Origin of the sequence: Phenylobacterium sp. (assembly GCF_046463815.1) — a bacterium.
In the GTDB taxonomy this organism is placed as follows: Bacteria; Pseudomonadota; Alphaproteobacteria; order Caulobacterales; family Caulobacteraceae; genus Phenylobacterium.
In genome coordinates this window covers 67986-91477 of sequence record NZ_JBKBRO010000016.1, presented here as the reverse complement: position 1 = coordinate 91477, position 23492 = coordinate 67986, and the positions used below count along the sequence as shown (strand labels likewise).

Annotated in this window: 23 protein-coding genes; 2 read left to right on the top strand and 21 right to left on the bottom strand. The window is 70.0% G+C overall.

The features are described 5' to 3' along the window. Window positions 1-22 precede the first annotated feature (22 nt). The 12 genes from rseP to sidA form a co-directional block, all read right to left on the bottom strand. The gene (rseP, locus tag ACK4TT_RS12260; RefSeq protein WP_410213052.1) at window positions 23-1237 is read right to left on the bottom strand and encodes an RIP metalloprotease RseP; all 1215 of its coding nucleotides are present in this window, start codon (window positions 1235-1237) and stop codon (window positions 23-25) included. Window positions 1238-1251: 14 nt separating this feature from the next. Beyond that, window positions 1252-2451, bottom strand: a complete 1200-nt coding sequence (gene dxr / locus ACK4TT_RS12255) for a 1-deoxy-D-xylulose-5-phosphate reductoisomerase (RefSeq protein WP_410213051.1) — start codon at window positions 2449-2451, stop codon at window positions 1252-1254. Next, window positions 2442-3266, bottom strand: a complete 825-nt coding sequence (locus tag ACK4TT_RS12250) for a phosphatidate cytidylyltransferase (RefSeq protein ID WP_409637295.1) — start codon at window positions 3264-3266, stop codon at window positions 2442-2444. The genes dxr and ACK4TT_RS12250 overlap by 10 nt, the downstream gene beginning before the upstream one ends. Continuing rightward, entirely contained in the window at window positions 3244-4020 is a 777-nt protein-coding gene (uppS, locus tag ACK4TT_RS12245) for a polyprenyl diphosphate synthase (protein WP_409637292.1), read from the bottom strand. Before uppS ends, ACK4TT_RS12250 begins: the two co-directional genes overlap by 23 nt. 41 nt (window positions 4021-4061) lie before the next feature. Continuing rightward, a complete protein-coding gene (gene frr / locus ACK4TT_RS12240) occupies window positions 4062-4628 on the bottom strand; it encodes a ribosome recycling factor (RefSeq protein ID WP_409637289.1) in 567 nt (188 codons plus the stop codon). Window positions 4629-4673: 45 nt separating this feature from the next. Continuing rightward, window positions 4674-5387, bottom strand: a complete 714-nt coding sequence (gene pyrH / locus ACK4TT_RS12235; RefSeq protein WP_409637286.1) for a UMP kinase — start codon at window positions 5385-5387, stop codon at window positions 4674-4676. A gap of 98 nt (window positions 5388-5485) precedes the next feature. Next, window positions 5486-6421, bottom strand: coding sequence for a translation elongation factor Ts (gene tsf / locus ACK4TT_RS12230; RefSeq protein WP_409637283.1), 936 nt, complete (start codon window positions 6419-6421; stop codon window positions 5486-5488). 90 nt (window positions 6422-6511) lie between these two features. Then, window positions 6512-7387 (bottom strand): 30S ribosomal protein S2, encoded by an 876-nt coding sequence (gene rpsB, locus ACK4TT_RS12225; RefSeq protein ID WP_409637280.1) that lies wholly within the window; start codon window positions 7385-7387, stop codon window positions 6512-6514. Between the two features lie 168 nt (window positions 7388-7555). After that, a complete protein-coding gene (locus ACK4TT_RS12220) occupies window positions 7556-7849 on the bottom strand; it encodes a hypothetical protein (protein ID WP_409637277.1) in 294 nt (97 codons plus the stop codon). Between the two features lie 24 nt (window positions 7850-7873). Next, window positions 7874-8836, bottom strand: a complete 963-nt coding sequence (locus ACK4TT_RS12215; protein ID WP_409637274.1) for a transporter — start codon at window positions 8834-8836, stop codon at window positions 7874-7876. A 100-nt stretch (window positions 8837-8936) separates the two neighbouring features. Beyond that, window positions 8937-12380, bottom strand: a complete 3444-nt coding sequence (dnaE, locus tag ACK4TT_RS12210; protein ID WP_409637271.1) for a DNA polymerase III subunit alpha — start codon at window positions 12378-12380, stop codon at window positions 8937-8939. A 28-nt stretch (window positions 12381-12408) separates the two neighbouring features. Beyond that, window positions 12409-12498 (bottom strand): cell division inhibitor SidA, encoded by a 90-nt coding sequence (gene sidA, locus ACK4TT_RS12205; protein ID WP_409637267.1) that lies wholly within the window; start codon window positions 12496-12498, stop codon window positions 12409-12411. Window positions 12499-12636: 138 nt separating this feature from the next. Between sidA and ACK4TT_RS12200 the strand changes: the two genes are divergently transcribed. Together ACK4TT_RS12200 and ACK4TT_RS12195 are read left to right on the top strand one after the other, a co-directional pair. Beyond that, window positions 12637-13869 carry a hypothetical protein gene (locus tag ACK4TT_RS12200; RefSeq protein ID WP_409637264.1) on the top strand — a complete coding sequence of 411 codons (1233 nt, stop codon included), beginning with the start codon at window positions 12637-12639 and terminating at the stop codon, window positions 13867-13869. A 68-nt stretch (window positions 13870-13937) separates the two neighbouring features. Then, window positions 13938-14704 (top strand): IS5 family transposase gene (locus tag ACK4TT_RS12195; protein WP_410213050.1). Its coding sequence is split into 2 segments (ribosomal slippage): window positions 13938-14247 and window positions 14247-14704, totalling 768 coding nucleotides; the frame shifts between segments, so codons are not numbered across the junction. Here the strand turns inward: ACK4TT_RS12195 and ACK4TT_RS12190 are convergent. The 9 genes from ACK4TT_RS12190 to nuoN all read right to left on the bottom strand — a co-directional run bounded on the left by ACK4TT_RS12190 (window position 14701) and on the right by nuoN (window position 23481). Then, window positions 14701-15405 (bottom strand): ABC transporter ATP-binding protein, encoded by a 705-nt coding sequence (locus tag ACK4TT_RS12190; RefSeq protein ID WP_409637261.1) that lies wholly within the window; start codon window positions 15403-15405, stop codon window positions 14701-14703. The genes ACK4TT_RS12195 and ACK4TT_RS12190 overlap by 4 nt on opposite strands. Then, on the bottom strand, window positions 15398-16672 hold the full coding sequence (locus ACK4TT_RS12185; RefSeq protein WP_409637354.1) for a lipoprotein-releasing ABC transporter permease subunit: 1275 nt from the start codon (window positions 16670-16672) through the stop codon (window positions 15398-15400). The genes ACK4TT_RS12190 and ACK4TT_RS12185 overlap by 8 nt, the downstream gene beginning before the upstream one ends. 17 nt (window positions 16673-16689) lie before the next feature. Next, window positions 16690-18009 carry a proline--tRNA ligase gene (gene proS, locus ACK4TT_RS12180; protein WP_409637258.1) on the bottom strand — a complete coding sequence of 440 codons (1320 nt, stop codon included), beginning with the start codon at window positions 18007-18009 and terminating at the stop codon, window positions 16690-16692. 95 nt (window positions 18010-18104) lie between these two features. Continuing rightward, complete coding sequence (locus tag ACK4TT_RS12175; protein ID WP_409637255.1) at window positions 18105-18365, bottom strand: DUF1467 family protein; 261 nt, start codon at window positions 18363-18365, stop codon at window positions 18105-18107. Continuing rightward, entirely contained in the window at window positions 18365-18790 is a 426-nt protein-coding gene (gene mce / locus ACK4TT_RS12170) for a methylmalonyl-CoA epimerase (RefSeq protein ID WP_409637252.1), read from the bottom strand. The genes ACK4TT_RS12175 and mce overlap by 1 nt, the downstream gene beginning before the upstream one ends. A 52-nt stretch (window positions 18791-18842) precedes the next feature. Next, a complete protein-coding gene (locus tag ACK4TT_RS12165; RefSeq protein ID WP_410213049.1) occupies window positions 18843-20525 on the bottom strand; it encodes a ribonuclease J in 1683 nt (560 codons plus the stop codon). Continuing rightward, window positions 20525-21298 carry a type III pantothenate kinase gene (locus ACK4TT_RS12160; protein ID WP_409637247.1) on the bottom strand — a complete coding sequence of 258 codons (774 nt, stop codon included), beginning with the start codon at window positions 21296-21298 and terminating at the stop codon, window positions 20525-20527. The genes ACK4TT_RS12165 and ACK4TT_RS12160 overlap by 1 nt, the downstream gene beginning before the upstream one ends. Window positions 21299-21306: 8 nt before the next feature. After that, entirely contained in the window at window positions 21307-22047 is a 741-nt protein-coding gene (locus ACK4TT_RS12155) for a biotin--[acetyl-CoA-carboxylase] ligase (protein WP_409637244.1), read from the bottom strand. Between the two features lie 3 nt (window positions 22048-22050). Continuing rightward, entirely contained in the window at window positions 22051-23481 is a 1431-nt protein-coding gene (gene nuoN, locus ACK4TT_RS12150) for an NADH-quinone oxidoreductase subunit NuoN (RefSeq protein WP_410213048.1), read from the bottom strand. Window positions 23482-23492: the final 11 nt, after the last annotated feature.

Sequence of the window (23492 nt, the reverse complement as noted above, 5' to 3'; positions counted from 1 at the left end):
GCCGTTTTGTGGGACCGAGGGCCTAGGAGAATAGGCCGCCGAACAGATTGAACACACGCAGGCGCTGCAAATCGTTCCAAGTGGCGAACAACATCAAACCGAGGACGAGCGCAAGGCCTACCCGGTAACCTGCGGCTTGAACCTTGGCGGCAAGAGGGCGCCTTGCGACCGCTTCGTAGGCGTAGAACATCAGGTGCCCGCCATCCAGCACCGGCACCGGCAGCAGGTTCATGAAGCCGATGCTGACCGAGATCAGGGCCGCGAGCTGGATCAGGTTGAGGCTCGCCCCAATGACCATCTGCCCGACCGAGAGCGCGCCCTCGGCGCCGAGCTCGGCGACGTTCTTGGTGACGCTGGCGATGCCCAAGGGCCCGCGGAGCTGGTCCGCGCCCACCTGCCCCGTCACCAAGCGGCCCAGGTAGTAAACGCTGGTCTCCAGCGTGCTCCAGGTGCGCTGCACGCCGCCGGCCACGGCCTGGACGGGCCCGTAACGGACGCGCTGGAAGTCCTCCGCCCGCTGCGCCGGAATCAGCCCCAGGACGCCCACCCGCTGCTCGCCGGCGACCGCATCCTTCTGCACCTCCCAGCGCGGGGTGGCGACCAGGGTCACCCGCGCCCCGCCCCGCTCGACCACGAAGCTGGTCGGCACCTCGGCGCGGACGCGGACAAGCTGCTGCACCTCGTCGAAGCGGCGCACGGCGCGGCCGTTGGCCTCGACGATCAGGTCGCCCGGCCGGAAGCCAGCCACCGCCGCGGGGCTGTTCGGCGTCACCTGGGCGACCCGGAACGGCAGCACGAGCTCGCCGAAGCTCATCAGCAGGGCCGCGAAGATGGCGATGGCCAGCAGGAAGTTGGCGGCCGGGCCGGCGGCCACGATGATCGCCCGCTGCCACAGCGGCTTGAAATGGAAATACTGGGAGAGGCTCCCCTCGCCTTCCCGCTTCACCACCTCCCGGCGCATGGCGGCGAGGTCCTCGGCGTCGGGGATCGAGGCCATGTTCTCGTCGCCCGCGAAGCGGACGTAGCCGCCCAGCGGCATCCAGCCCACGCGCCATTCCACGCCGTGGCGGTCGCGCCAGCTCGCCAGCGCGCGGCCGAAGCCGATCGAGAAGCGGTCGATCTTGGTGCCGAGCCAGCGCGCGGCCAGGAAGTGGCCCAGTTCGTGGACCGTCACCACCATGCCCAGGACGAGCAGGAACGGGACGACGTAGAGCAAGGCGTTCTGAAGGAACTGCATCGGGAACGACTCCATCACGCCCTGGCGGCCCTTGAGGCCAGGCCGCCCACCACGTCGTCCGCCACCCGGCGGGCCTCGGTATCGGTCATCCTGGCGCACTCCACGGCGTCCGGGCCGTCCGCTGCGAATTCCATGCCGTCCAGACGCTCCAGCGTTTCCGAGACGACAGCACTGATGTCGAGGAAGCCGATGCGCCGGTCAAGGAAAGCCGAGACGGCGCGCTCGTTCGCCGCGTTCATCGCCGCCGGCGCGTGGCCCCCCGCCCGCAGCGCCTCCTTGGCGATGCGCAGGGCTGGGAAGCGGTCGAAATCGGGATGCTGGAAGGTCAGCGGCGTCTGGGTCAGGTCCAGCTTCGGCGCCGGCCACGGCAGCCGGTCGGGCCAGGCGAAGGCGCACGCGATCGGCGGCCGCATGTCGGGCGGCCCCAGTTGGGCCAGCGTCGAGCCGTCGGCGTATTCCACGAGGCTGTGGATGATCTGCTGGGGATGGACCAGGACTTCGATCCGCTCCGGCGGCATGGCGAACAGATAGGCGGCCTCGATCACCTCCAGGCCCTTGTTCATCATGGTCGCGGAATCGATCGAAATCTTGGCGCCCATCGAAAAGTTCGGGTGGGCCAGCGCGCGCTCGGGCGTGGCCGCGGCCATCTCCTCGCGCGTGGCGTTGCGGAACGGCCCGCCCGACGAGGTGAGGATCAGTCGCGAGACCTGGTCGGCGACCTCGGGGTCAAGGACCTGGAAGATGGCCGAATGCTCGGAGTCCACCGGCACGACCGCGCCGCCGGCCATCCTGGCCGTGCGCAGCAGGGCCGGTCCGGCGCAGACCAGGCTTTCCTTGTTGGCGAGCGCGATCACCGCCCCCGCCTTGGCCGCCGCGAGCGTGGGCGCGAGGCCGGCGAAGCCGACGATGGCCGACATCACCCACTGGGCCTCGGCCGCCGCCGCATCCCGCACGGCGTTGGCGCCCGCGGCCGTCTCGATGCCGGAGCCCTTCAGGCGGTCGCGCAGGGCCGGCAGGCCCGCCTCATCCTCGATCACCGCGATGCGCGGGCGCCAGCGCAGGGCCTGTTCGGCCAGCCGCTCGACGTTGCGCCCGGCGGTCAGGGCGACGACGTCCACGTCCACCTTGGCCTGTTCGAACAGGTCGAGGGTCGATACCCCGATCGAGCCAGTGGAGCCCAGGACGCTGACCGTGCGCGGCAGGTTCAATGCCATCCCCATATGTTGGCGAGCCGGACCAGGGCCATCACGACCACGGCGAACATAAGGCCGTCCACGCGATCCAGCAGCCCGCCGTGCCCTGGAATGAGGTCGCCGGAGTCCTTCACGCCGAAACGGCGCTTCAGCATCGATTCCCAGAGATCGCCGGCCATGGTGGCGAGGCCGACCGAGAGGCCGACGAGCGCCGCGGCCGCCAGGTTGAGTTGGAAGACGCTGAAGAGCGCCATGGCGAATCCGGCCAGGGCCGAGGCCGCGAGGCCGCCGACGAAGCCGGACCAGGTCTTGTTGGGAGAGAACCGGGGCCACAGCTTGGGTCCCTTCAGCAAGCTGCCGACGGCGAAGGCGCCGATGTCCGCGGCCCAGGTGGCGGCGAAGAGCGTCATCATCCACCAATGGCCCTGGTCGGTGGCCCTGAGCCAGACAAGGCAGATGGCGGCCGGGGCGATGTAGACGACCCCGAACGCGGCGTCGGCGGGCCGCTCGGCCACCCCCCGCGCCACCAGGGCGGCGGCCAGGGCGCCCAGCGCGGCCGCCGTCCACGCCAACAGGTCCTGGTCCTGGTAGGCCAGGAAGACGCTGGCCAGCACCGCCGCGGTCACCGCGGCCGAGACGCGGGTCGGGGCGACCGGCGCGCTCATCCCGCCCCATTCCAGGGAGAGGAGCGCCACGCCCACGGCGATCAGCACGAGATAGGGCCAGCCGCCCACCCATGCGGCGCCGACCGCGGCCGGCGCGATCACCACGGCCGAGGCGATCCGCAGGCCGAGGTTGGACCAGTCGAACCGCTTAGCCGGCGGCGAGGACGTCATCGGCCACGATCGCGCCATAGCGCCGGTCTCGCGCGGCGTAGTCCGCCAGCGCCGCCCTCAGGTGTTCCTTGCCGTAGTCGGGCCAGAGCACGTCCTGGAAGACGAGTTCCGCATAGGCGGCTTCCCAGAGCAGGAAGTTCGAGAGGCGCTGCTCGCCCGAAGGCCGGACGATCAGGTCCGGCGGCGGCGAACCGGCGGTCGCCAGGAGGCTCCCGAAGCGTTCCTCGGTGAGATCGGCCGGGCTCGCGCGGCCGGCGGCGACCTCCTCGGCGAAGCGACGGGCGGCGTCGGCGATGTCGGCCTGCCCTCCGTAGTTGAAGGCGATGTTGAGGAAGAACCGGTCGTTGGCGGCCGTGCGGTCCTGGGCGTCCTCGATGATTCTGACGAGATCGCTCGACAGTCCCTCGCGGCGGCCGATCACCCGGACGCGGACCCCTTCCCGCTCAAGCCGCGCGATGTCGGTCTCGAAGTAGCGCTTGGGGAGCGCCATCAGTTCCGCCACCTCGGCGGCGGGACGGCTCCAGTTCTCGGTCGAGAAGCCGAAGACCGTCAGCCAGCGGATGTTGAGCTCGGGCGCGGCCGAGACGGTGCGCTTCAGCGCCTCGACGCCCTCGCGGTGGCCCAGCGTGCGCGGCAGGCCGCGCTGCTTGGCCCACCGGCCGTTGCCGTCCATGACGACGGCGACGTGCAGGGGCCGGCCTTGCGCCTGGTCGGCAGGCGCGCCCGCGTGCGGGATCTTCTCAGGGGCGGCCATGGCGTCTGGGATATCCAAGGGTGCGGCGGCGGACGCGCGCGTCAGACCTGCATGATCTCTTGTTCTTTGGTTTTCAAGGCTTCGTCGATGCGCTTGATGGCTTCGTCCGTGAACTTCTGGATCTCGGCCTCCATCCGCTTCTCTTCGTCCTGGCTGATGACGTTGTCCTTCTGCGCCTTGCGAAGGTCCTCGTTGCCGTCGCGGCGGATGTTGCGGACGGCCACCCGCTGCTGCTCGGCGTAGCGGCCGGCGATCTTGGCGATTTCCTTGCGTCGCTCCTCGGTGAGCGGCGGGATCGGGATGCGGAGGGTCTGGCCGTCGACGACGGGATTGAGCCCCAGGTCCGACTGCCGGATCGCCTTCTCGACCGAGACCACCATGCCCCGGTCCCAGACGTTGACCGAGATCATCCGGGCCTCGGGCACGGAGACGGCGGCCACCTGGTTGAGCGGCATTGACGAGCCGTAGGCGTCCACGTGGATCTGGTCGAGCAGACTGGCCGAGGCCCGGCCGGTCCGCAGCGAGGCGAACTCCTCCTTCAGCGCCGCGACGGCCTTGTCCATGCGGTCCTTGTACTTGGAAAGCACCGGCTTCTCGGCGGTGGCCATGCGGATCTCTCCCGTGGGATGTCAGTGGCGTTGGAAACTAGGGCGTCAGGCGATGGTCGTGTAGACCCCTTGCCCCTTGAGCACCTGGAGGAAATTGCCCCGCTCGCGGATGGAGAACACCACGATCGGAATCTGGTTGTCGCGCATCAGGCTGACCGCCGAGGCGTCCATGACCCGCAGGTCCTTGGCCAGCACGTCGGTGTAGCTGAGCGTGTCGTAGCGTTCGGCGGACGCGTCCTTCTTGGGGTCGGCGGTGTAGACGCCGTCCACGCTGGTGCCCTTGAACAGCGCCTCGCAGCCCATCTCGGCGGCCCGCAGCGCCGCGCCGGAATCGGTCGTGAAGAACGGCGCGCCGACGCCGGCGGCGAAGATCACCACGCGGCCCTTCTCCAGGTGCCGGATCGCGCGCCGGCGGATGTAGGGTTCGCAGACCGCCTCCATCGGGATGGCCGACTGCACGCGGGTGTAGACGCCGATCTTCTCCAGGGCGGCCTGGAGGGCGAGCGCGTTCATCACCGTGGCGAGCATGCCCATGTAGTCGGCGCTGGCCCGCTCCATGCCGCGCCCCGCCAGCGAGACGCCGCGGAAGATGTTGCCGCCGCCGATGACCAGGCAGAGCTGCACGCCCGTGCGCACCACCTCGGCGATATCCTCGGCCGTCCGCTCCAGGGTGCCCGTGTCGATGCCGAAAGGCTGGTCGCCCATCAGGACCTCGCCCGACACCTTCAGGAGCACGCGGCTGTAGCGGGGTTTGGTCATGTCGGGTCCGGAGATTCTCTTAAGCGGTCACTAGATACATCAAGGGCGCGGCGCGCGTCGAACGCGCCGCGCCCTCAACGGGTCGTTTTGGGTCGAGCCTAGGAGGCGCTCGTCATCGAGGCCACTTCGGCCGCGAAGTCGTCCGCCTTCTTCTCCACGCCTTCGCCGAGGGCGAAGCGCACGAAGCCCTTCACGCTCACGGGCGAGCCCGACTGCTTGGCCGTCTCCTCGATGAGCTGCTCGATCGTCTGATCGGGGTTCATCACGAACGGCTGCTTCAGCAGGACCACTTCTTCCTGCCACTTGCGGATCCGGCCCTCGACCATCTTCTCGGCGATCTCGCGGGGCTTGCCCGACTCCATCGCGGTCTGGGTCTGGATCTCGCGCTCCTTGGCCACGGCCTCGGGGTCGAGGTCGTTGGAGGTGAGCGCCAGCGGCGGGGTCGGCGTGCCGGCCACGTGCATGGCGATCTTGCGGCCGACATCCTTCAGCACGGCCTGGTCGCCGGCGCCTTCCAGGGCCACCAGCACGCCGAGGCGCGCCACGCCTTCGCCCTGCACGTTGTGCAGGTAGAGGGCCACGGCGCCGTTCTCGACGCTCAGGCGTTCGCTGCGGCGCAGACGCATGTTCTCGCCGATCGTGGCGATCAGTCCGGTCACGAGGTCGCCGATCACCTCGCCCTCGGCCGTCTTGGCCTCGTGCAGGGTCTCGAGCGCCTGGTGCGCCAGGGCCGTGGCCGCGATGCGGCGGGCGGCGTCCTGGAACTTCTCGTTCCTGGCCACGAAGTCGGTCTCGGCGTTCAGTTCGATGAGCACGCCGGTCTTGCCGTCGCCGCTCACCAGGCCGGCCACGAGGCCTTCGGCGGCCGCGCGGTCCGACTTCTTGGCCGCCTTGGAGAGGCCCTTGGTCCGCAGCCAGTCGGCCGCGGCCTCGATATCGCCGCCGTTCTCCTGCAGGGCCTTCTTGCAGTCCATCATGCCCGCGTCGGTTTTTTCGCGCAGTTCCTTGACCAGCGCAGCGGTGATCTCCGCCATGGTCGGCTCCTTCAGTCTGGAATCGGACGAGCCCCCATCATGAGGGCCCGCCATCAGAGTTTCGTGTCAGCGAAGCGCCCGCGGGGGCGCTCAGCCGGCCTGTTCTTCGCTCGCCGCATCCGCCGCGGGAGCTTCGGCGCCGGTCATCTCGGCTTCGAGGGCCGCGGCTTCCGGCGCGGTGACCTCGGGTTCAGCCGCCGGTTCCGGCGCTAGCTCGCGGGCCAGCATCGGCTCGATCGGCGCTTCCGAGGCGCCCAGGTCGACGCCCGAGGCCGCCTGGCCGGCCGCCAGGCCGTCCAGGATCGAGTCGGCCATCAGGTCGCAGTAGAGCTGGATGGCGCGCGCGGCGTCGTCGTTGCCCGGGATCGGATAGGTGATGCCGTCCGGGTTGCAGTTGGTGTCCAGGATGGCGATCACCGGGATGTTCAGCTTGCGGGCTTCCTGGATCGCGATCGCTTCCTTGTTGGTGTCGATCACGAACATCAGGTCGGGGATGCCGCCCATGTCCTTGATGCCGCCGAGGCTCAGCTCCAGCTTGTCGCGCTCGCGGGTGAGCTGCAGCAGCTCCTTCTTCGAGCGGCCCTGGCCCTCGCCGGCCAGCACCGTCTCCAGCTCGCGCAGGCGGGCGATCGAGCCCGACACGGTGCGCCAGTTGGTGAGCGTGCCGCCCAGCCAGCGGTGGTTGACGTAGTACTGGGCGCAGCGCTTGGCGGCCGTGGCGATCGGCTCCGAGGCCTGGCGCTTGGTGCCCACGAACAGGATGCGGCCGCCGCCGGCGGCGACTTCGCGCGCCTTCACCAGGGCCTGGTGCATCAGCGGGATCGACTGCGACAGGTCGATGATGTGGATGTTGGAGCGCGCGCCGAAGATGTACTTGTCCATCTTCGGGTTCCAGCGGTGCGTCTGGTGGCCGAAGTGGGCGCCGGCTTCGAGCAGCTGGCGCATGGAGAAATCAGGCAGAGCCATCGTCTGTATCGTCTCTTTCTTCCGGTTGACCGCCGCAGGCAAACCCTCCGAAGAGGACCGGAACGGACCAGGACGGGATGTCTCCCCGGCCAGGCCGAACGCCCGCGTGTGGATTGAAGCGGCGCATGTAGGGGGAAAGCGCCGGAAAATCAAGTCGTCGCGGGGCGGCTACGGCCGGCGCGGCGTCTGCGAGCCGTAGACCGATCCCGGCTTGTAGGGCTGGTAGGGCTTGAAGGGCTCGGGCGCCTTCGCCTGGGGGAGCGGCGCCATGGGCGCATAGACCCTAGGCGCGGCGGGCGCGCCCAGCGGGGGCTTGGGCTTGTAGGCGTCGGCCAGGGAGGGCGCCGTCGGCGACTTCGGCCGCGACTCTTTGGCGCCGAACATCCCGTAACTCTGGGCGGCCGCTGGCGAGAACGCCGCCAGGCTGGCCACAACCGCCAACAGGGGGGCAAGGCGTCTCATCTCGGGCTCTCCGCACAACCTCGACTAGTAGATCATATTCACTGCAATGGCCGGCGTCACCGTCGCCTGCCGCCCGGCGATCGCCGGGATGACGCGGACGCCGAACAGGAAGCCCAGGGTCGGCGAGACGTTGTACTCCACGGCCGGGGCCACGGCGAAGCTGTCGTGGGTTCCCGTGTCGTAGGCGATGAGCTCCCCGGCGGGGCCCACGCCGCTGACCTTGATCGGCTCGTCGTGGCGATAGACGAGGTCCAGCGCCAGCACCCAGTTCCGGGTGGCGCTGTATTCCATGGCCGCGTCCACCAGCACCGAGGCGCCCGGCTTGGCCCGGCCGCGGAAGCCCGCGGGCGTGCCGTAGACGCTGTCGTCCCGCACGTCGGTCGCCCGTGACGCCGTCGCGGACGTGTTCAGGCGCAGCCGCACGATCCGCCCGTTCGGCGCCCAGGCGTAGGTCTGGGCGTAGACCCCCAGGGTGGTCGCGTAGGCCCCGCCCCCGAAGCCGTCGGCGGCCCGGCCGTCCAGCCGGTCGTACTTGCCCGTCGGCAGGGTCTCCTGGAGCACCACGGAGGTCGTGGGAACCCAGCTCCCCTTGCGGAACTCGGTCAGCCGGTACTGCGCCTGCACCGTCACGTCGCCGAGGCCCACGTGCGAGCTGTTCCGCGCGCCGTCCGGGCGGTTGTACGAGAAGGTCGGGATCACCCCCACGGTCACCCGGTCGTTCAGCCCGTAGAGGATGTAGGTCAGGTTGCCGAGGCTGTCGCCGTCGTCGCCGCGCACGTCGAACAGATAGGGCTCCACCAGCCAGCGCCCCTTGGGCAGCGTCGCCGCGCCCGAGGCCAGCATCGGGCCGGTCCACCACGCGTCCTCCAGCGCCTGCTCGGCCCGAGGGCCAGGTTCGGGAATCCGTTCGGTGGCGGAGGCGGCGGCCGGGACGGCCGCGAGGGCCAGGAAGGCGGCGCAGGGGAAGGATCGGCTGTCGAAGGTCATGTCGCGACTCAAGGGAAGGTGGCGGAACGCGGGTCTCTAGGCAGCCTCTAGCCGCCCGTCTGGCGGCTTTCGGACGCGATAGGCGCCGCCATGGGCGCCGCTACAGGTCCTCGACGAAGACGACGCCCGGCGCGGTCTTCAGCGCGCCGCGCACGGCGCCGTCCAGGGTGAACCGGCCGGGCAGCTTCAGCTCCACCTCCCGGCCGACCTCCAGGGCGGCGACCAGCACGATCTCCCCGCCCCGCGGATTGACAACGCCCTCCAGCCGCTTCTTCAGCGCCTCGATCTCGGCGCTGCGCGGGGCCACGTGGACGCGCAGGCCCGCGACCACATTCTCGACGGCCTTCTCCACCGGCTCCACGTCGTCGCCGAAGAAGCGCACCTCGCCCTCGTTGGCCTTGGCCCGCACCTTCAGCGCCACCGCCCGTCCGGGCTCCAGCAGGTCGCGGCACTTGCGCAGGGATTCCGGCGGGAACAGCACCTCGTACTCGCCCGTCGGGTCCGACAGCGTCACGAAGGCGAACTTCTCCCCGGTGCGCGACGGCCGCTCCTGCTTGCGGCGGATGACGCCCGCCATGCGCAGGGCCTCGGCCCCGGCCACCGCCTTGGCGATGGCGTCGGTGAGCAGGTCGGTGCGCCGCCGGCGCAGGGCCTCGACCATGTCCTCCAGCGGATGGCCCGAAAGGTAGAAGCCCACCGCCGCCAGCTCCTCGTCCAGCCGCTCGGTCGGCGTCCAGGGCTCGGTGCGCGGCATCTTGCGCTTCTGGGCCTCGACGAGGTCGCGGTCGCCGTCGCCGAACAGGCCGCCCTGGTCCGACTCCCGCTGGGCGGCCACGGCCTGCCCCACGCCCACCAGCAGCTCGGCGGCCTCCACGAGCTGGGCCCGGTTCGGATGGATGGCGTCGAAGGCCCCGGCCCGCGCCAGGGTCTCGAAGGTGCGCTTGTTGACCTGCTTGGGGTCCACGCGCTCCACGAAGTCGAAGATGTCCCGGAACGGCCCGCCCTCGCGGCGCACCTGCACCACGTGCTCCATCGCCTGCAGGCCCACGTTGCGGATCGCGCCCAGGGCGTAGAGCACCTCGCCGTCCTCCACCTCGAAGTCGGCGCCCGAGCGGTTCACGCACGGCGGGCGGATCTTCACGCCGAACCGCTTGGCGTCCTGGTAGAACACCGACAGCTTGTCGGTGTTGGCCATGTCGAGGCTCATCGAGGCGGCGAAGAACTCGACCGGCGCGTTCGCCTTCAGCCAGGCCGTCTGGTAGCTGACCACGGCGTAGGCGGCGGCGTGGGACTTGTTGAAGCCGTAGCCCGCGAACTTGTCCACGAGGTCGAAGATCGCCCCCGCCTGGGCGGCCGGCACGCCCTTGGCCTCGGCGCCTGAGACGAACAGCGCCCGCTGCTGCTCCATCTCCTCCTTCTTCTTCTTGCCCATGGCGCGGCGCAGGAGGTCGGCCTGACCGAGGCTGTAGCCCGCCAGGATCTGGGCGATCTGCATCACCTGTTCCTGGTAGACGATGATGCCGTAGGTCTCCTTCAGAACCCCCTGGAGCGTGGGGTGCAGGTAGTCGATCTCCCTGCGGCCGAACTTGCAGTCGACGAAGGCCGGGATGTTGTCCATCGGGCCCGGCCGGTACAGCGACACGATGGCGGTGACGTCCTCGATGCTGCCGGGCCGGAGCTGGCGCAGGGTGTCGCGCATCCCCTGCCCTTCGAGCTGGAACACCCCGATCGTCTGGGCGCTGCTCATCAGCTCGTAGGTCTTGGCGTCGTCCAGCGGCAGGGCGTCCATGTCGACGGCCGCCCCGCGCTTCTCCAGGTGCTTCACCGCCCGGTCGATGACCGTCAGCGTCTTCAGGCCCAGGAAGTCGAACTTCACGAGGCCCGCGCTCTCGACCCACTTCATGTTGAACTGGGTGGCCGGCAGCTCCGAGCGCGGATCGCGGTAGAGCGGCGTGAGCTGGGTCAGCGGACGGTCGCCGATCACCACGCCGGCGGCGTGGGTCGAGGCGTTGCGGTAGAGGCCTTCCAACTGCAGCGCCACGTCGAGCAGGCGCGCGACCGCCTCGTCGCGGGCGGCCTCCTCCTTCAGGCGCGGCTCGACGTCGATGGCCTGGGCCAGGGTCACCGGGTTCGCGGGATTGGCCGGCACCATCTTGGCCAGCCGATCCACCTGGCCCAGGGGAAGCTGCATCACCCGGCCCACGTCGCGCAGCACGGCGCGGGCCTGCAACGTGCCGAAGGTGATGATCTGGGCCACCTTGTCCCGGCCGTAGCGCTGCTGGACGTATTGGATCACCTCCTCCCGCCGCTCCTGGCAGAAGTCGATGTCGAAGTCGGGCATCGAGACCCGCTCGGGGTTCAGGAAGCGCTCGAACAGCAGGCCGTAGCGCAGCGGGTCGAGGTTGGTGATGGTCAGCGCATAGGCCACCAGCGAGCCCGCGCCCGAGCCCCGCCCCGGCCCCACCGGGATGCCGCGCGCCTTCGCCCACTTGATGAAGTCCGAGACGATCAGGAAGTAGCCCGGGAAGCCCATCTGGGTGATGACCTGGATCTCGCGCTCCAGGCGGGCCTCGTAGTCCTCGGCCGGATAGACGTTGGCCTGGCCCCGGGCCATGCGGGCCTTCAGCCCCTCGCGCGCCTGGTGGGCCAGTTCGTCCGCCTCGGAGCGGCCGGCGTCGGTGGTGAACCTCGGCAGCAGCGGGTCGCGCTTGTGCACCATGAAGGCGCAGCGCCGGGCGATGTCCAGGGTGTTGTCGCAGGCTTCGGGCAGGTCGGCGAACAGGGCCCGCATGTCGGCCGGCGGCTTGAACCAGTGCTCGGCGCTCACCCGCCGCCGCTCGTCCTGGCCGATGAACGCCCCGTCGGCGATGCAGAGCAGCGCGTCGTGCGCCGCGTGCATCTTGGGGTCCTTGAAATAGACGTCGTTGGTGGCGACGAGGGGGACGTCCTCGTCATAGGCGAAGGCCACCAGTTCGCCCTCGGCGGCGGCCTCGGCGGGCGTCCCGTGGCGCTGCAACTCCACATAGAAGCGGTCGCCAAATGCGGCCTTCATCTCGGAGAGCGCCGCGCGACCCTCCTTCACCTTGCCGGACGCGAACAGGTGGTCCACCGGCCCGTCCGGCCCGCCGGACAGCAGGATCAGCCCCTCGGCGCGCTCCCGGACCTTGGCCCAGGGGACGTTCGGCTCCTCGCTGGCGTCCACGTCGAGGAAGGCCGCCGAGGAGAGCTCGCAGAGGTTCAGGTAGCCGGCCTCGTTCTGGGCCAGCAGCATGACGGTGGGGGTCTTGGCCCAGCGCTCGGGCGGCTTCTCGCCGATCCCCGAGACCGGCAGGGCGCAGCCGATGATCGGCTGGACGCCCGCGCCCTTGGTGGCCACCGAGAACTCCAGGGCGCCGAACAGGTTGGCCCGGTCGGCCAGCGCCACGGCGGGCATCCCCTGGGCCTTGGCGAGGTCGCCGATCTTGTCGGCCTTGATGGCCCCTTCCAGCAGCGAATAGGCGGACCGGACCCGCAGGTGGACGAAGCCTTCGGCATCTTCGCTCAACCCGGCCGCCTCCCCCATTCGCATGGCGTCAGCTCACATGAGCCGCCACGGCGCACACCATCCAGACAAAGCTGGCGACCGACATAAACGCCAGCGATTCCCGGGCGAGACGAACCATCTGCGGCATCCTTCCTGTGGGGTCCCTGTGGACAATCGCAGGGACAACCCCTGTGTTCCTTTTTCGTTCTTATTCCCCTTTTGTTCGCGCCGTCAAGCCTGCTATAGGTTGCGAAGATTCGTTGGGGGGACCTCCGGTATGCACAGCCTTCGCGGAGCCGTCGCGGCCCTGCTCATCACGGGACTGCCCGTCCTCGCGGCCCAGCCCGCGTTCGCCCAGGCGAAGCCCGAGCGGATGTTCCAGCAGATGGCGGCGGCCTGCGCCGCGCCGTTGGCCGAGACCGGCAAGCCCGTCGTCCTCAAGACGCCGCTCGACCCGGCCACGCGCGGCGCGCTGATCAGCGCCATCTTCCTGACCCTGCACGATCCGTCGGGACCGGGGCGATGGCCGGAGAAGGAGATCGAGGCCGCCCAGCCCTGCGCCGTCGCCCGGTTCGAGGTTGCAGACGCCATCTGGACGCTCAACAGCGGGAGCGGCCGCCTGCCGGTGCGATGGGCCGGCGCCACGGGCCACGACGACTTCTTCTTCGTCATGAGGGGACCGTCGCTGTCGGACGCCAGGGCCTGGGATCAGGGCGGACGCCAGGGGTTGCCCGCCGCCAGCAACGCGCCGGCCTACTACCTCGTGGGCCGCGACAGAGGGGCGAACTACATCGGCCAGATCTACGACGGGCCGCCGTCGGCGCGCCGGATCGCGGACGACATCGCCGAACTGCTGGAGACGGACCGGAGGGCCATCGCCGTCCACGATCCCGTGGGCGACGCGATCAGCCTCCTCATCCCGTTGGAGGACGGTCCCCAGGCCGAGATTCTCCGGCCGCAGGACATCGCCGGCGCGGACGGCTTCGCCGCGCTCTATGTGCCCGACGACCATCTGATCACCTGGGGCGACGACGCCGCCTTCGTGATGCGCGGCTCCGGCTTCGTCTGCCCCCGGGCCTTCGGAACCTACGAACGCCAGGTGCTCGGCGTCTACGACCCTGACGACGCGCGCCTAAACATGGCCTGCATGCTCGAGAGCGACACGGGGTGGGCGACGATCTACGTGACCCGCCAGCCGGATGCCTCCAAGGACAAGCTGCTCGTCAACGCCGGCCTAAAGGAACTCGAGAAGGCCGTGGGCGTCGCCGCGCGGCTCACCGACCCACCCCAGGGTCCCAAGGCCCAGGTCCAGATCGGCCGCAACTGGGTCGACAACCAGGGCCGGGTGCAGGTCGTGCTGTTCCTCCGCCGCGGCGAGTACACCTACGACATCCGCCAGGTGCATCCGAAGGCCGACATCCAGGCCGGCGGCGAGGCCCTGATCGCGATCCTGAATCAGATCGACCTGCCGGACGCCCGCACGGCCGAGGGCTGGAGGGCGCGCCGCTAGGTTCTGTACCCATAAAGCTTGCGGGTGAGTGCGACGCTTGATTCAAGGCTACCGAAAGGAGCCTTCGGATGGCGCGCTACGATCTGAGCGAGGCGGAGTGGCGGCTGATCGCGCCGCTGCTTCCGAACAAGCCGCGAGGGGTGGCCCGGGTCGATGATCGCAGGGTGCTCAACGGCATTTTCTACGTGTTGCGGACGGGCACGCCTTGGCGGGACCTGCCGGAGCGCTACGGCCCCTACACGACGGTTTACAACCGCTACAATCGCTGGGCGAAGGCGGGGGTCTGGCTGAAGATATTCGAGACCCTGGCAGCCCAGTCCCCGCAGTCGATGCAGATGATCGACAGCTCGATCATCCGGGCTCACCAGCACGCCGCCGGCGGAAAAAAGGGGGCCCGGATCACGCCATTGGCCGTTCTCGTGGAGGACTGAGCACCAAAATCCACGCCGTCGTCGATCAGGACGGCCTGCCGGTGCGCCTGCTGATCTCGCCGGGCCAGGCCTCCGACATGGGCGCCGTCCCAGAACTCCTCGCCGGCCTGCCTACACCAACCACCGTCGTCGCCGACCGCGGCTACGACTCCAACGCTGTGATCGAGCTGATCGCCCGCTCGGGAGCCCAGCCCAGCATCCCAAGCTGCTCGCGCCGCATCGTCAGGCGCTCCGTCGATCCGGCCATCTACCGGCAACGGAATCAGGTCGAGCGTTTCTTCTGCCGCCTCAAGCACTTCCGCCGCGTCGCCACTCGCTTCGACAAGCTCGCAAGGAACTTCCTCGCCGCCGTCCTCCTCGCCTCAACCCGACTCTGGCTCAGAGCTTATGAGTCCACGACCTAGGCTCCGGCCGCCTCGGGCTTCGTCCAGGGCTCCAGGCGCCCGTCCCTCAGCGCCAGCACCCGGTCCATGTGGCTGGCGAGCTCAAGGTTGTGGGTGGCCACGAGGGCCGCGACTCCGGTCTTGCGGGCCAGCGCATAGAGGTTCTCGAATACCGCGCCCGAGGTCGTCGGGTCGAGGTTCCCCGTGGGCTCGTCGGCCAGCAGGATGCGGGGCGAATTGGCGAGGGCGCGGGCGATGGCCACCCGCTGCTGCTCCCCGCCCGAGAGCTGGGCCGGCTGGTGGTGGACGCGCTCGGTCAGCCCCAATTCCCCGAGCAGCAGGGCGGCGCGGTCGCGGGCGGCCCTGCGGCTCTTGCCGGCGATCATCTGCGGCAGGGCCACGTTGTCGAGGGCCGAGAACTCCGGCAGCAGGTGGTGGAACTGGTAGACGAAGCCGATCGCAGCCAGCCGCACGCGGGTGCGCTCCCCCTCCCCCAGGTTCGAGCAGTCGCGGCCCAGCACGCTGATGCGGCCGGCGTCGGGATGCTCCAGCAGGCCCGCGGCGTGCAGCAGGGACGACTTGCCCGACCCCGAGGGCCCGATCAGGCCGACGATCTCGCCGGGGCGCAGGTCCAGGTCCACGCCGCGCAGCACCGTCAGCGGCCCCGCCGCCGTGCGGTAAGTGCGCTCAAGGCCGCGGATGGAGAGGACGGGCTCACTCATAGCGGAGCGCCTCCACCGGATCGAGGCGCGAGGCCCGCCAGGCCGGCGGCAGGGTGGCCACGAAGCTCATGCCCAGCGCCCAGGCGGTAATGACCACCACCTCGCGCCAGTCCACCTTCGCCGGGATGTGGGACAGGAAATAGACGTCCGAGGAGAACACCGTGGCCCCGGTGATCCATTCCACCAGGTCCTGGATCTGCTCGATGTAGACGCAGAACAGCACGCCCAGCGAGAGCCCCGCGGCGGTGCCCAGCACGCCCACGGCGGCCCCGGCCATGAAGAAGATGCGCAGCACCGAGCCCTGCCCGGCCCCCATGGTCCGCAGGATGGCGATGTCGCGGCCCTTGTTCTTCACCAGCATGACGAGGCCCGAGATGATGTTCATGGCCGCGATGGCGACCAGCAGCATGAGGATCAGCCGCATCACGTTGCGCTCGACCTTCAGCGCGCCCCAGAAGGAGCTGTCGCGCTGGGTCCAGTCGGTGACCAGGGCGGCCGGGCCGGCGGCCTGGTTGATCGCCGCCTTCATCCGGGCGGCATGGTCCGGGTCCTGGACGCGGATCTCGATGGCGTCGGCGGTCCCTTCCCGGCCGAAGAAGAGTTGGGCCTGCTCCAGCGGCATGTAGATGTAGGCCTGGTCGTACTGGCTCATGCCGACGCTGAAGGTCGCGCCGACCACATAGTCCTTCTGCAGCGGCGCGCCGCCGAAAGCCGTGGCGCCCCCCGAGGGCGAGATCAGCGTCAGGACGTCGCCGGGCGCCACGCCCAGGGCCTCGGCCAGCCGCTGGCCCACCACGATCGTCTCGCCGCCGTATTCGCCCGCGCCGAACTCGGCGAGCGAACCCTTTGAGATATTGCCGGAAACCAGCTTGGTGTCCCGCAGGTCCCTGGGCGAGATGCCCCGCACGATGGCGCCCGAGATCTGGGTGGGCCCCAGCGCGATGGCCTGGGCCTCGACGATGGGGGCGGCCTGGACCACGCCGGGGACCTTGAGGATGCGCTGGACCGCCGCGTCGCGTTCCGGGCCGTCCAGCACCCCGCCGGTGACGTAGAGGTGGCCCTGGAAGCCCAGGATGCGGGTCAGCATCTCGGACCGGAAGCCGTTCATCACGCTCATGACGATGATCAGCACCGCCACGGCCAGCATGATGCCGATGAACGAGATCACCGAGATCAGCGCCACGCCGCCCTGGCTGCGCCTGGCGCGCAGGTAGCGGCCGGCCAGCATCCGCTCCCAGTAGCCGAACGGCGGGGCGCGCCCGCCCATGACGGCGGCGGGGTCGCTCACCCGGTGATCGCCTTCAGCGCCGCCTCGAGCGGCAGGGTCTGGCGCTCGCCGGTGGCGCGGCGCTTCAGCTCGACGACGCCTTCGGCCACGCCCTTCGGGCCGACGATGAGCTGCCAGGGCACGCCCACGAGGTCGAGGCTGGCGAACTTCGCGCCCGGCCGCTCGTCGCGGTCGTCCAGCAGCGGGTCATTGCCGGCGGCCTGGAGCGCCCGATAGGCCTGCTCGGCCACCTCGTCCACCGCCGCCTCGCCGGGCCGCAGGTTCACGACGGCCGCGCCGAACGGCGCCACGCTGTCGGGCCAGATGATCCCGGCCTCGTCGTGGCTGGCCTCGATGATCGCGCCCACCAGGCGCGAGACGCCGACGCCGTACGAGCCCATCTGCACGAAGCGGTCCTGGCCGTCGGGGCCAGCCACCTTGGCGTTCATGGGCCGCGAGTACTTCTCGCCGAAATAGAAGATGTGGCCGACCTCGATGCCGCGGGCGGACATCCGCTTGTCCTCGGGCGCCTCGGCCTCGAAGCGGGCCTGGTCGTGCATCTCGTCGCTGGCGGCGTAGAGGCGCGTGCGCTGCTGCACCAGCGGCTCCAGGTCGCCGTCCCAGTCGATGTCGGGGCCCGGCGCGCCCATCTCCACGAGGTCGCGGTGGGCGAAGACGGCGCTCTCGCCCGTCTCGGCCAGGATGATGAACTCGTGAGACAGATCGCCCCCGATCGGACCGGTGTCGGCCCGCACGGGGATCGCCTTCAGGCCCAGCCGCGCATAGACGTTCAGGTAGGCCAGGAACATCCGGTTGTAGGCCCGGCGCGCCGCCGCCTCGTCGATATCGAAGGAATAGGCGTCCTTCATCAGGAACTCGCGGCCGCGCATGACCCCGAACCGGGGCCGGCGCTCGTCGCGGAACTTCCACTGAATGTTGTAAAGATTCTTCGGCAAGTCCTTGTAGGACTTGATGTAAGCCCGGAAGATGTCGGTGATGACCTCCTCCGCGGTGGGGCCGTACAGCAGGTCCCGCTCGTGGCGATCCTTGATGCGCAGCATCTCCTCGCCGTAGTCGTCGTAGCGGCCGCTCTCGCGCCATAGGTCGGCGAGCTGGAGGGTCGGCATCAGCACCTCGACGGCGCCGGCCCGGTTCATCTCCTCGCGGACGATCTGCTCGATCCGCTTCAGCACCTTCAGGCCCAGCGGCAGCCAGGCGTAGATGCCGGCCGCCTCCTGGCGGATCATGCCCGCGCGCAGCATGAGCTGGTGCGAGACGATCTGGGCGTCCGAGGGCGCCTCGCGCAACGTCGGCATGAAGTAACGCGAAAGGCGCATCGTTGTCGGTGTCCTAAGGATTCAAGGCGGGAAGGAGGCGCTCTGATACCCTCCCCGCCCGAAGCTTGGCAACGCGCCAGGAACCCTTGGGCTCCCTAATAGCCCGACGGCAGGCTGGGCAGCTTGATCAGGCCGAACTGGATGACCGCCCAGATCGCCGCGAAGACCAGGGCCGAGATCCAGGTCGTGGTCAGGAACTTCTGCTTCAGCCTGGGGTTCACCGGCGCGGCGGGGTCGCCGCCGTCGCCCCGGTCGATCCCGGCCTCATGATGGCTCTGGACGCCCCAGGGCAGCACCGCGAACAGCACCGTCCACCAGATGGTCAGGTAGATCGCAATCGCGGTGATCGGGCCCATCAGTGCGCCCCCTTCGGCGTTTCCATCAACTCCACCAGGACGCCGCCCATGTTCTTCGGATGGACGAAGATCACCGGCGTGCCGTGGGCCCCGATGCGGGGCTGGCCGTTGTTCAGCACCGTGGCGCCCTTGGCGACCATGTCGTCGCGGGCGGCGATGATGTCCTCGACCTCGAAGCAGACGTGGTGTTGCCCGCCGGCCGGGTTCTTTTCAAGGAAGCCCTTGAGCGGCGAGTTGTCGCCGTGCGGCTCGATCAGCTCGATCTGGCTGTTTGGGAGGTCGACGAAGCAGACCCACACGCCCTGCTCGGGCATGGCGAACTTCTCGCCGATCTTCGTGGCCCCCAGCACGTCGCGGTACATGGCGGCGGACTGTTCGATGGAGGGCGTGGCGACGCCCACATGGTTCAGCTTCCCGATCTTCATGGGCGTCCTATACGCCGCTTGCCGGATGGGCGCGAGATCACGCAGGGGAACTTCAGACCCTGAGCACCGTCGTCTCGACCACGGGGCGGCGGCCCCAGATGCGCTGGCTGGCCTTCTTCACGGCGCGGGACATGGCGGTCTCGACCTCCTCGTCCAGCTCGCGCTGCTCGCCCTTCAGGCGGTTCAGGGCCTCGCGGGCCTCGTCGGCCAGGTCGTCAAGCACCTCGTCGAGCGGATAGTCGTCGTCGGTGGGCAGGCCCAGCGCCCTCACCTGCGGCCCAGACGCGATGCGGTTGCGGCCGTCCAGCACGACCGAGACCGCCACCACGCCGTTGAAGGCCGCGTGCCGCCGCTCGCGCAGCGAGGGACCGTTCTCGGGCGTCAGCACGCCGGCGTCCACGAACAGGCGGCCGGCCGGCACCTCGTCGATGATCTCGGCTCGGCCGGGCGCCAGGCGCACCATATCGCCGTTCCGGGGCGTCACCTGCTGCGGCACCTGCAGGTCGCGGGCGAAGGCGGCGTGCTCCATCAGGTGCCGCCGCTCGCCGTGGGTCGGCACCGCCACGGTGGGCCGCGCCCAGCGGTACATCTGGGCCAGCTCGTCGCGGCACGGGTGGCCGCTGACGTGGATGCCCGGATGGTCGCGTTCGGTGTAGAGGCGCACGCCGCGCTCGGTCAGATTGTTCTGCAGGTTGCGGATCGGAATCTCGTTGCCCGGGATCACCCGGCTGGAGAACACCACGGAATCGCCCGCGCCCAGGCTCACGTGCGGGTGCGTGCCCTCGGCGATCCGCGCCAGCGCCGCACGCGGCTCGCCCTGGCTGCCGGTGCAGAGGTAAAGCACGGCGTTCTCGGGCAGGAGCTTGGCCTCGGTGTCTTCCACGAAAGGCTGGATGTCCTGCATCAGCCCAACCGACTTGGCCGCCGCGGCCATGCGATGCATCGAGCGCCCCACCAGGCAGACGCGGCGGCCCGCCGCCTCCGCCGCCCGGATCACGCTGTCCATCCGCGCCACGTTGGAGGCGAAGCAGGCCACCGCCACCTTGCCCTTCAGCCCGGCGATCAGTTTGGTCAGGGCCACGCGAACCTCGGCCTCGGACCCGGCGTGGCCGTCCACGAAGACGTTGGTCGAGTCGCAGACCATCGCCAGCACGCCCTCGTCGCCCAGGCGGCGGATGGCGTCCTCGTCGGTCACCCCGCCCAGCAGGGGATCGGGGTCGATCTTCCAGTCGCCGGTGTGCAGCACGGTCCCCAGCGGGGTCCGGATCGCCAGCCCGTTCGGCTCGGGAATCGAGTGGGTGAGCGTGATCAGGTCCAGCTTGAACGGGCCCAGCTCGATGGACCCGCCCAGCGGCACCTCGGTGATCGACACCTGGTCCAGAAGGTCGGCCTCGCGCAGCTTCTCGCGCAGGATGAAGGCGGTGAAGGGCGTGGCGTAGAGCGGCGCCTTCAGGCGCGGCCACAGCCAGGCCACGGCCCCGATGTGGTCCTCGTGGGCGTGGGTCAGCACGATGCCCAGGATGCGGTCGGCGTGTTCCTCGATGAACTCCGGGTCCGGCAGGATGACCTCGACGCCGGGCGTGGTCTGGTCGCCGAAGGTCACGCCCAGGTCCACCACGATCCACTTGCGGTCGTGGGCCGGTCCGAAGCCGTAGAGGTTGAAGTTCATGCCGATTTCGTTCGACCCGCCCAGCGGCAGGAAGACGAGCTCGTCGGTGTCCTTGTTACGCGCCATCACGCCGCCGCCTGGTTGCGGCGCCAGATTTCCAGCATGCCGCGAATGGTGAGATCCGGGTCGAAATGGTCGATCGCCGTCGTGGCGCCGTGGAACAGCGAGGCCACGCCGCCGGTGGCCACGACCGTCAGCGGCTCGCCCCGCTCGGCCTTGATGCGGGCCACCAGCCCCTCGATCAGGGCGATGTAGCCCCAGAACACGCCTGATTGCATGGCGCCCACCGTATCCGTCCCCACGACCTTCTGCGGCCTCTGGATCGCCACCCGGGGAAGCTTGGCCGCCGCGTTGTGCAACGCTTCCATCGAGAGGTTGATCCCCGGCGCGATCACACCCCCCTCGAACCCGCCGTCCGCGGCGATGACGTCGAAGGTGGTGGCCGTGCCGCTGTCGATGACGATCAGTGCCCCCGGGTAGACCACATGGGCCCCGATGGCGTTGACCAGGCGGTCGGCGCCGGCCTCGGACGGCTTGTCGATGCGCACCGGGATGCCCAGATCGGCGTTCTCGCCGATCACCAGTGGCTCCACGTGCAGGTAGCGGCGCGAGAGGTTGCGCAGGTTGAAGATCGACTGCGGCACCACGCTCGAGATGATGCAGCCGTCGAACACGCCCAGCGACAGCCCGGCCATGCCGAGGAGCTGGGAGAGCCACACGGCATACTCATCGGCGGTTCGGCTGGATTCGGTGGCCGCGCGCCACTGGGCGGTCCAGCGCTCACCGTCGTGGACGGCGAAGAGCGTGTTGGTGTTGCCCTGTTCGATCGCCAGCAGCATCCGTCGCCTCACACGCCCCCGAAAAACACGTCGCCCGCCGTTACGCGCTCAAGGGACCCGTCGTCCAGCCTGAGCCGCAGGGCGCCGTCGGAATCCATGCCCTCGGCCACGCCGGTGAGCGTGCGGTTGGGCAGCCGCGCCTCGCAGGGCTGGCCCAGGCCCACGGCCCGCTCGGTCCAGGCCTCGGCGATCGGCGCGAAACCCCGCGTCGCCCAGGCCCTGCGCCAGCGCTCGAAGGCGGCGGCAAGGACCTCCAGGGCCGCGCGCGGCTCCGGCGGCGGGCCGGCCATGTAGTCGGAGAAGGCGGCGGCGGGCCGCTCCACGTCCTGCGGCGCGTGGGCGAGGTTCACCCCGATCCCCACGGCCAGCCAAAGGCGACCGTCGGGCCGTGTCCCGGATTCCACCAGGATGCCGACCGCCTTGCGGCCGTGCAGGAGCACGTCGTTGGGCCATTTCAGCCGCGCTGCGCCGGGGCCCAGGCAGGCGTCGGCGAGGTCGCAGGCCGCCAGCGCCGCCACGAACGAGAGCTGGGCCGCCTCGGCGGCCGGGACGTCCGCAAGCGTCAGCAGGGTGGCGGCCAGGTTGCCTTTATGGGTCGACCAGGCCCGGCCCCGGCGGCCCCGGCCGGCGGTCTGCACCGCCGCCGTGATCCAGACCGGCCCGGCCTCGCCCGCCTCGGCGCGGCGGCGGGCCTCGGCGTTGGTGGAGTCGAGCGCTTCGTAAGCCTCGATCGGCGGATGTTCGGCCAACCCCTACGACAGCCCGAAGGCGCGGGCCGCGACGCCGGCGGCGGGATAGATCCACGTCAGCGCCACGAGCACGACCGGGAACGAGAACAGGCCGAGCGCGATGGCCGTGCCGCGCGCCTCGAACGGCGCCTTGTCGGTGGCGCCGGGGCTGGCGTCGAACCACATCGCCTTGATCAGGCGCAGGTAATAGAAGGCCGCCACGACCGAGCCCACGAGGCCGGCGACCGCCGGGCCCCAGAGGCCGGCGTCCAACGCCGCCTGGAACACGACCACCTTGGCCCAGAAGCCCGAGAACGGCGGCAGGCCGAGCGCGGACAGCGAGAACGCGGTCATGGCCAGCGCGATGCCGGGCTGTTCCTTGATGAGGCCCGCCATGTCGTCGATGGTCTCCATCGGCCGGCCCTGGCGCGACAGCGCGGCCAGGCAGGCGAAGAAGCCGGTCACGTCGATCATGTAGAGCACCATGAAGACCAGCATCGACTGGACGCCTTCCTGGGTGCCAGCCGACAGGCCGAGCAGCGCATAGCCGACGTTGGCGATCGAGGAATAGGCCCACAGGCGCTTCAGGTTGCGCTGCACGAGGCCCGCGAAGGCGCCGACGGCGATCGAGATCAGGGCGATGGCGACGATCACCTGCTGCCACTGCGCGGTGGCGCCGGGAAAGGCCTCGGCCAGCGCGCGGGCGAACAGCACCATGGCGGCCAGCTTCGGCGCGGCGGCGAAGAAGGCCACGACCGGGGTCGGCGCGCCCTCGTAGACGTCGGGCGTCCACATGTGGAACGGAGCGGCCGAGACCTTGAACGCCAGGCCGCAAATCAGGAACACCAGGCCGAACAGGATGCCCGTGTTGGCGCCGCCCTGCACCGAGGCGGCGATGTCCGTGAAGAGCGTCGAGCCGGCGAAGCCGTAGATCAGGCTGGCGCCATAGAGCAGCAGGCCCGAGGACAGCGCGCCCAGCACGAAGTACTTCAGGCCCGCTTCCGAGGCCTTGGCGTTGTCGCGGTGCATGGCGGCCATGACGTAGAGCGCGAGCGAGTGCAGCTCGACGCCCACGTAGAGCGAAATGAGATCGCCCGAGGACGCCATCATGCCCATGCCGAGCGCGGCCAGCAGGATCAGCACCGGGTATTCGAAGTTCCGCACGCCCCGGCGTTCGAACCAGGGCTGGCCCAGCGGGATGGCCACGGCCGAGGCCGCGTAGATCGCCACCTTCGAGAAGGCGGCGGCGGCGTCGGCGATCAGGCCGCCGCCGAAGGCCACGCCGAACGGCTGGGTCGCGGCCGCGACGGCGGCGCCCAGCAGGGCCACGACGGCGGCGGCGCTCACCGCGGCGGTGGCGCGCGGCGCGAAGGCCCCGACCACCAGCAGCGCGAGCGCGCCGGCGGCCAGGATGAGCTCGGGGAACGCGAGCGAGAGGTCGGCTGCGAAGTTCATCTAGAGGCCCC

Excerpts from the sequence above, each read along its gene's own strand:
- rseP (WP_410213052.1), bottom strand. The coding sequence starts at position 1,237 with ATGCAGTTCCTTCAGAACGCCTTGCTCTACGTCGTCCCGTTCCTGCTC.
- dxr (WP_410213051.1), bottom strand. The coding sequence starts at position 2,451 with ATGGCATTGAACCTGCCGCGCACGGTCAGCGTCCTGGGCTCCACTGGC.
- ACK4TT_RS12250 (WP_409637295.1), bottom strand. The coding sequence starts at position 3,266 with ATGACGTCCTCGCCGCCGGCTAAGCGGTTCGACTGGTCCAACCTCGGC.
- uppS (WP_409637292.1), bottom strand. The coding sequence starts at position 4,020 with ATGGCCGCCCCTGAGAAGATCCCGCACGCGGGCGCGCCTGCCGACCAG.
- frr (WP_409637289.1), bottom strand. The coding sequence starts at position 4,628 with ATGGCCACCGCCGAGAAGCCGGTGCTTTCCAAGTACAAGGACCGCATG.
- pyrH (WP_409637286.1), bottom strand. The coding sequence starts at position 5,387 with ATGACCAAACCCCGCTACAGCCGCGTGCTCCTGAAGGTGTCGGGCGAG.
- tsf (WP_409637283.1), bottom strand. The coding sequence starts at position 6,421 with ATGGCGGAGATCACCGCTGCGCTGGTCAAGGAACTGCGCGAAAAAACC.
- rpsB (WP_409637280.1), bottom strand. The coding sequence starts at position 7,387 with ATGGCTCTGCCTGATTTCTCCATGCGCCAGCTGCTCGAAGCCGGCGCC.
- ACK4TT_RS12220 (WP_409637277.1), bottom strand. The coding sequence starts at position 7,849 with ATGAGACGCCTTGCCCCCCTGTTGGCGGTTGTGGCCAGCCTGGCGGCG.
- ACK4TT_RS12215 (WP_409637274.1), bottom strand. The coding sequence starts at position 8,836 with ATGACCTTCGACAGCCGATCCTTCCCCTGCGCCGCCTTCCTGGCCCTC.
- sidA (WP_409637267.1), bottom strand. The coding sequence starts at position 12,498 with ATGGTTCGTCTCGCCCGGGAATCGCTGGCGTTTATGTCGGTCGCCAGC.
- ACK4TT_RS12200 (WP_409637264.1), top strand. The coding sequence starts at position 12,637 with ATGCACAGCCTTCGCGGAGCCGTCGCGGCCCTGCTCATCACGGGACTG.
- ACK4TT_RS12190 (WP_409637261.1), bottom strand. The coding sequence starts at position 15,405 with ATGAGTGAGCCCGTCCTCTCCATCCGCGGCCTTGAGCGCACTTACCGC.
- ACK4TT_RS12185 (WP_409637354.1), bottom strand. The coding sequence starts at position 16,672 with ATGGGCGGGCGCGCCCCGCCGTTCGGCTACTGGGAGCGGATGCTGGCC.
- proS (WP_409637258.1), bottom strand. The coding sequence starts at position 18,009 with ATGCGCCTTTCGCGTTACTTCATGCCGACGTTGCGCGAGGCGCCCTCG.
- ACK4TT_RS12175 (WP_409637255.1), bottom strand. The coding sequence starts at position 18,365 with ATGGGCCCGATCACCGCGATTGCGATCTACCTGACCATCTGGTGGACG.
- mce (WP_409637252.1), bottom strand. The coding sequence starts at position 18,790 with ATGAAGATCGGGAAGCTGAACCATGTGGGCGTCGCCACGCCCTCCATC.
- ACK4TT_RS12165 (WP_410213049.1), bottom strand. The coding sequence starts at position 20,525 with ATGGCGCGTAACAAGGACACCGACGAGCTCGTCTTCCTGCCGCTGGGC.
- ACK4TT_RS12160 (WP_409637247.1), bottom strand. The coding sequence starts at position 21,298 with ATGCTGCTGGCGATCGAACAGGGCAACACCAACACGCTCTTCGCCGTC.
- nuoN (WP_410213048.1), bottom strand. The coding sequence starts at position 23,481 with ATGAACTTCGCAGCCGACCTCTCGCTCGCGTTCCCCGAGCTCATCCTG.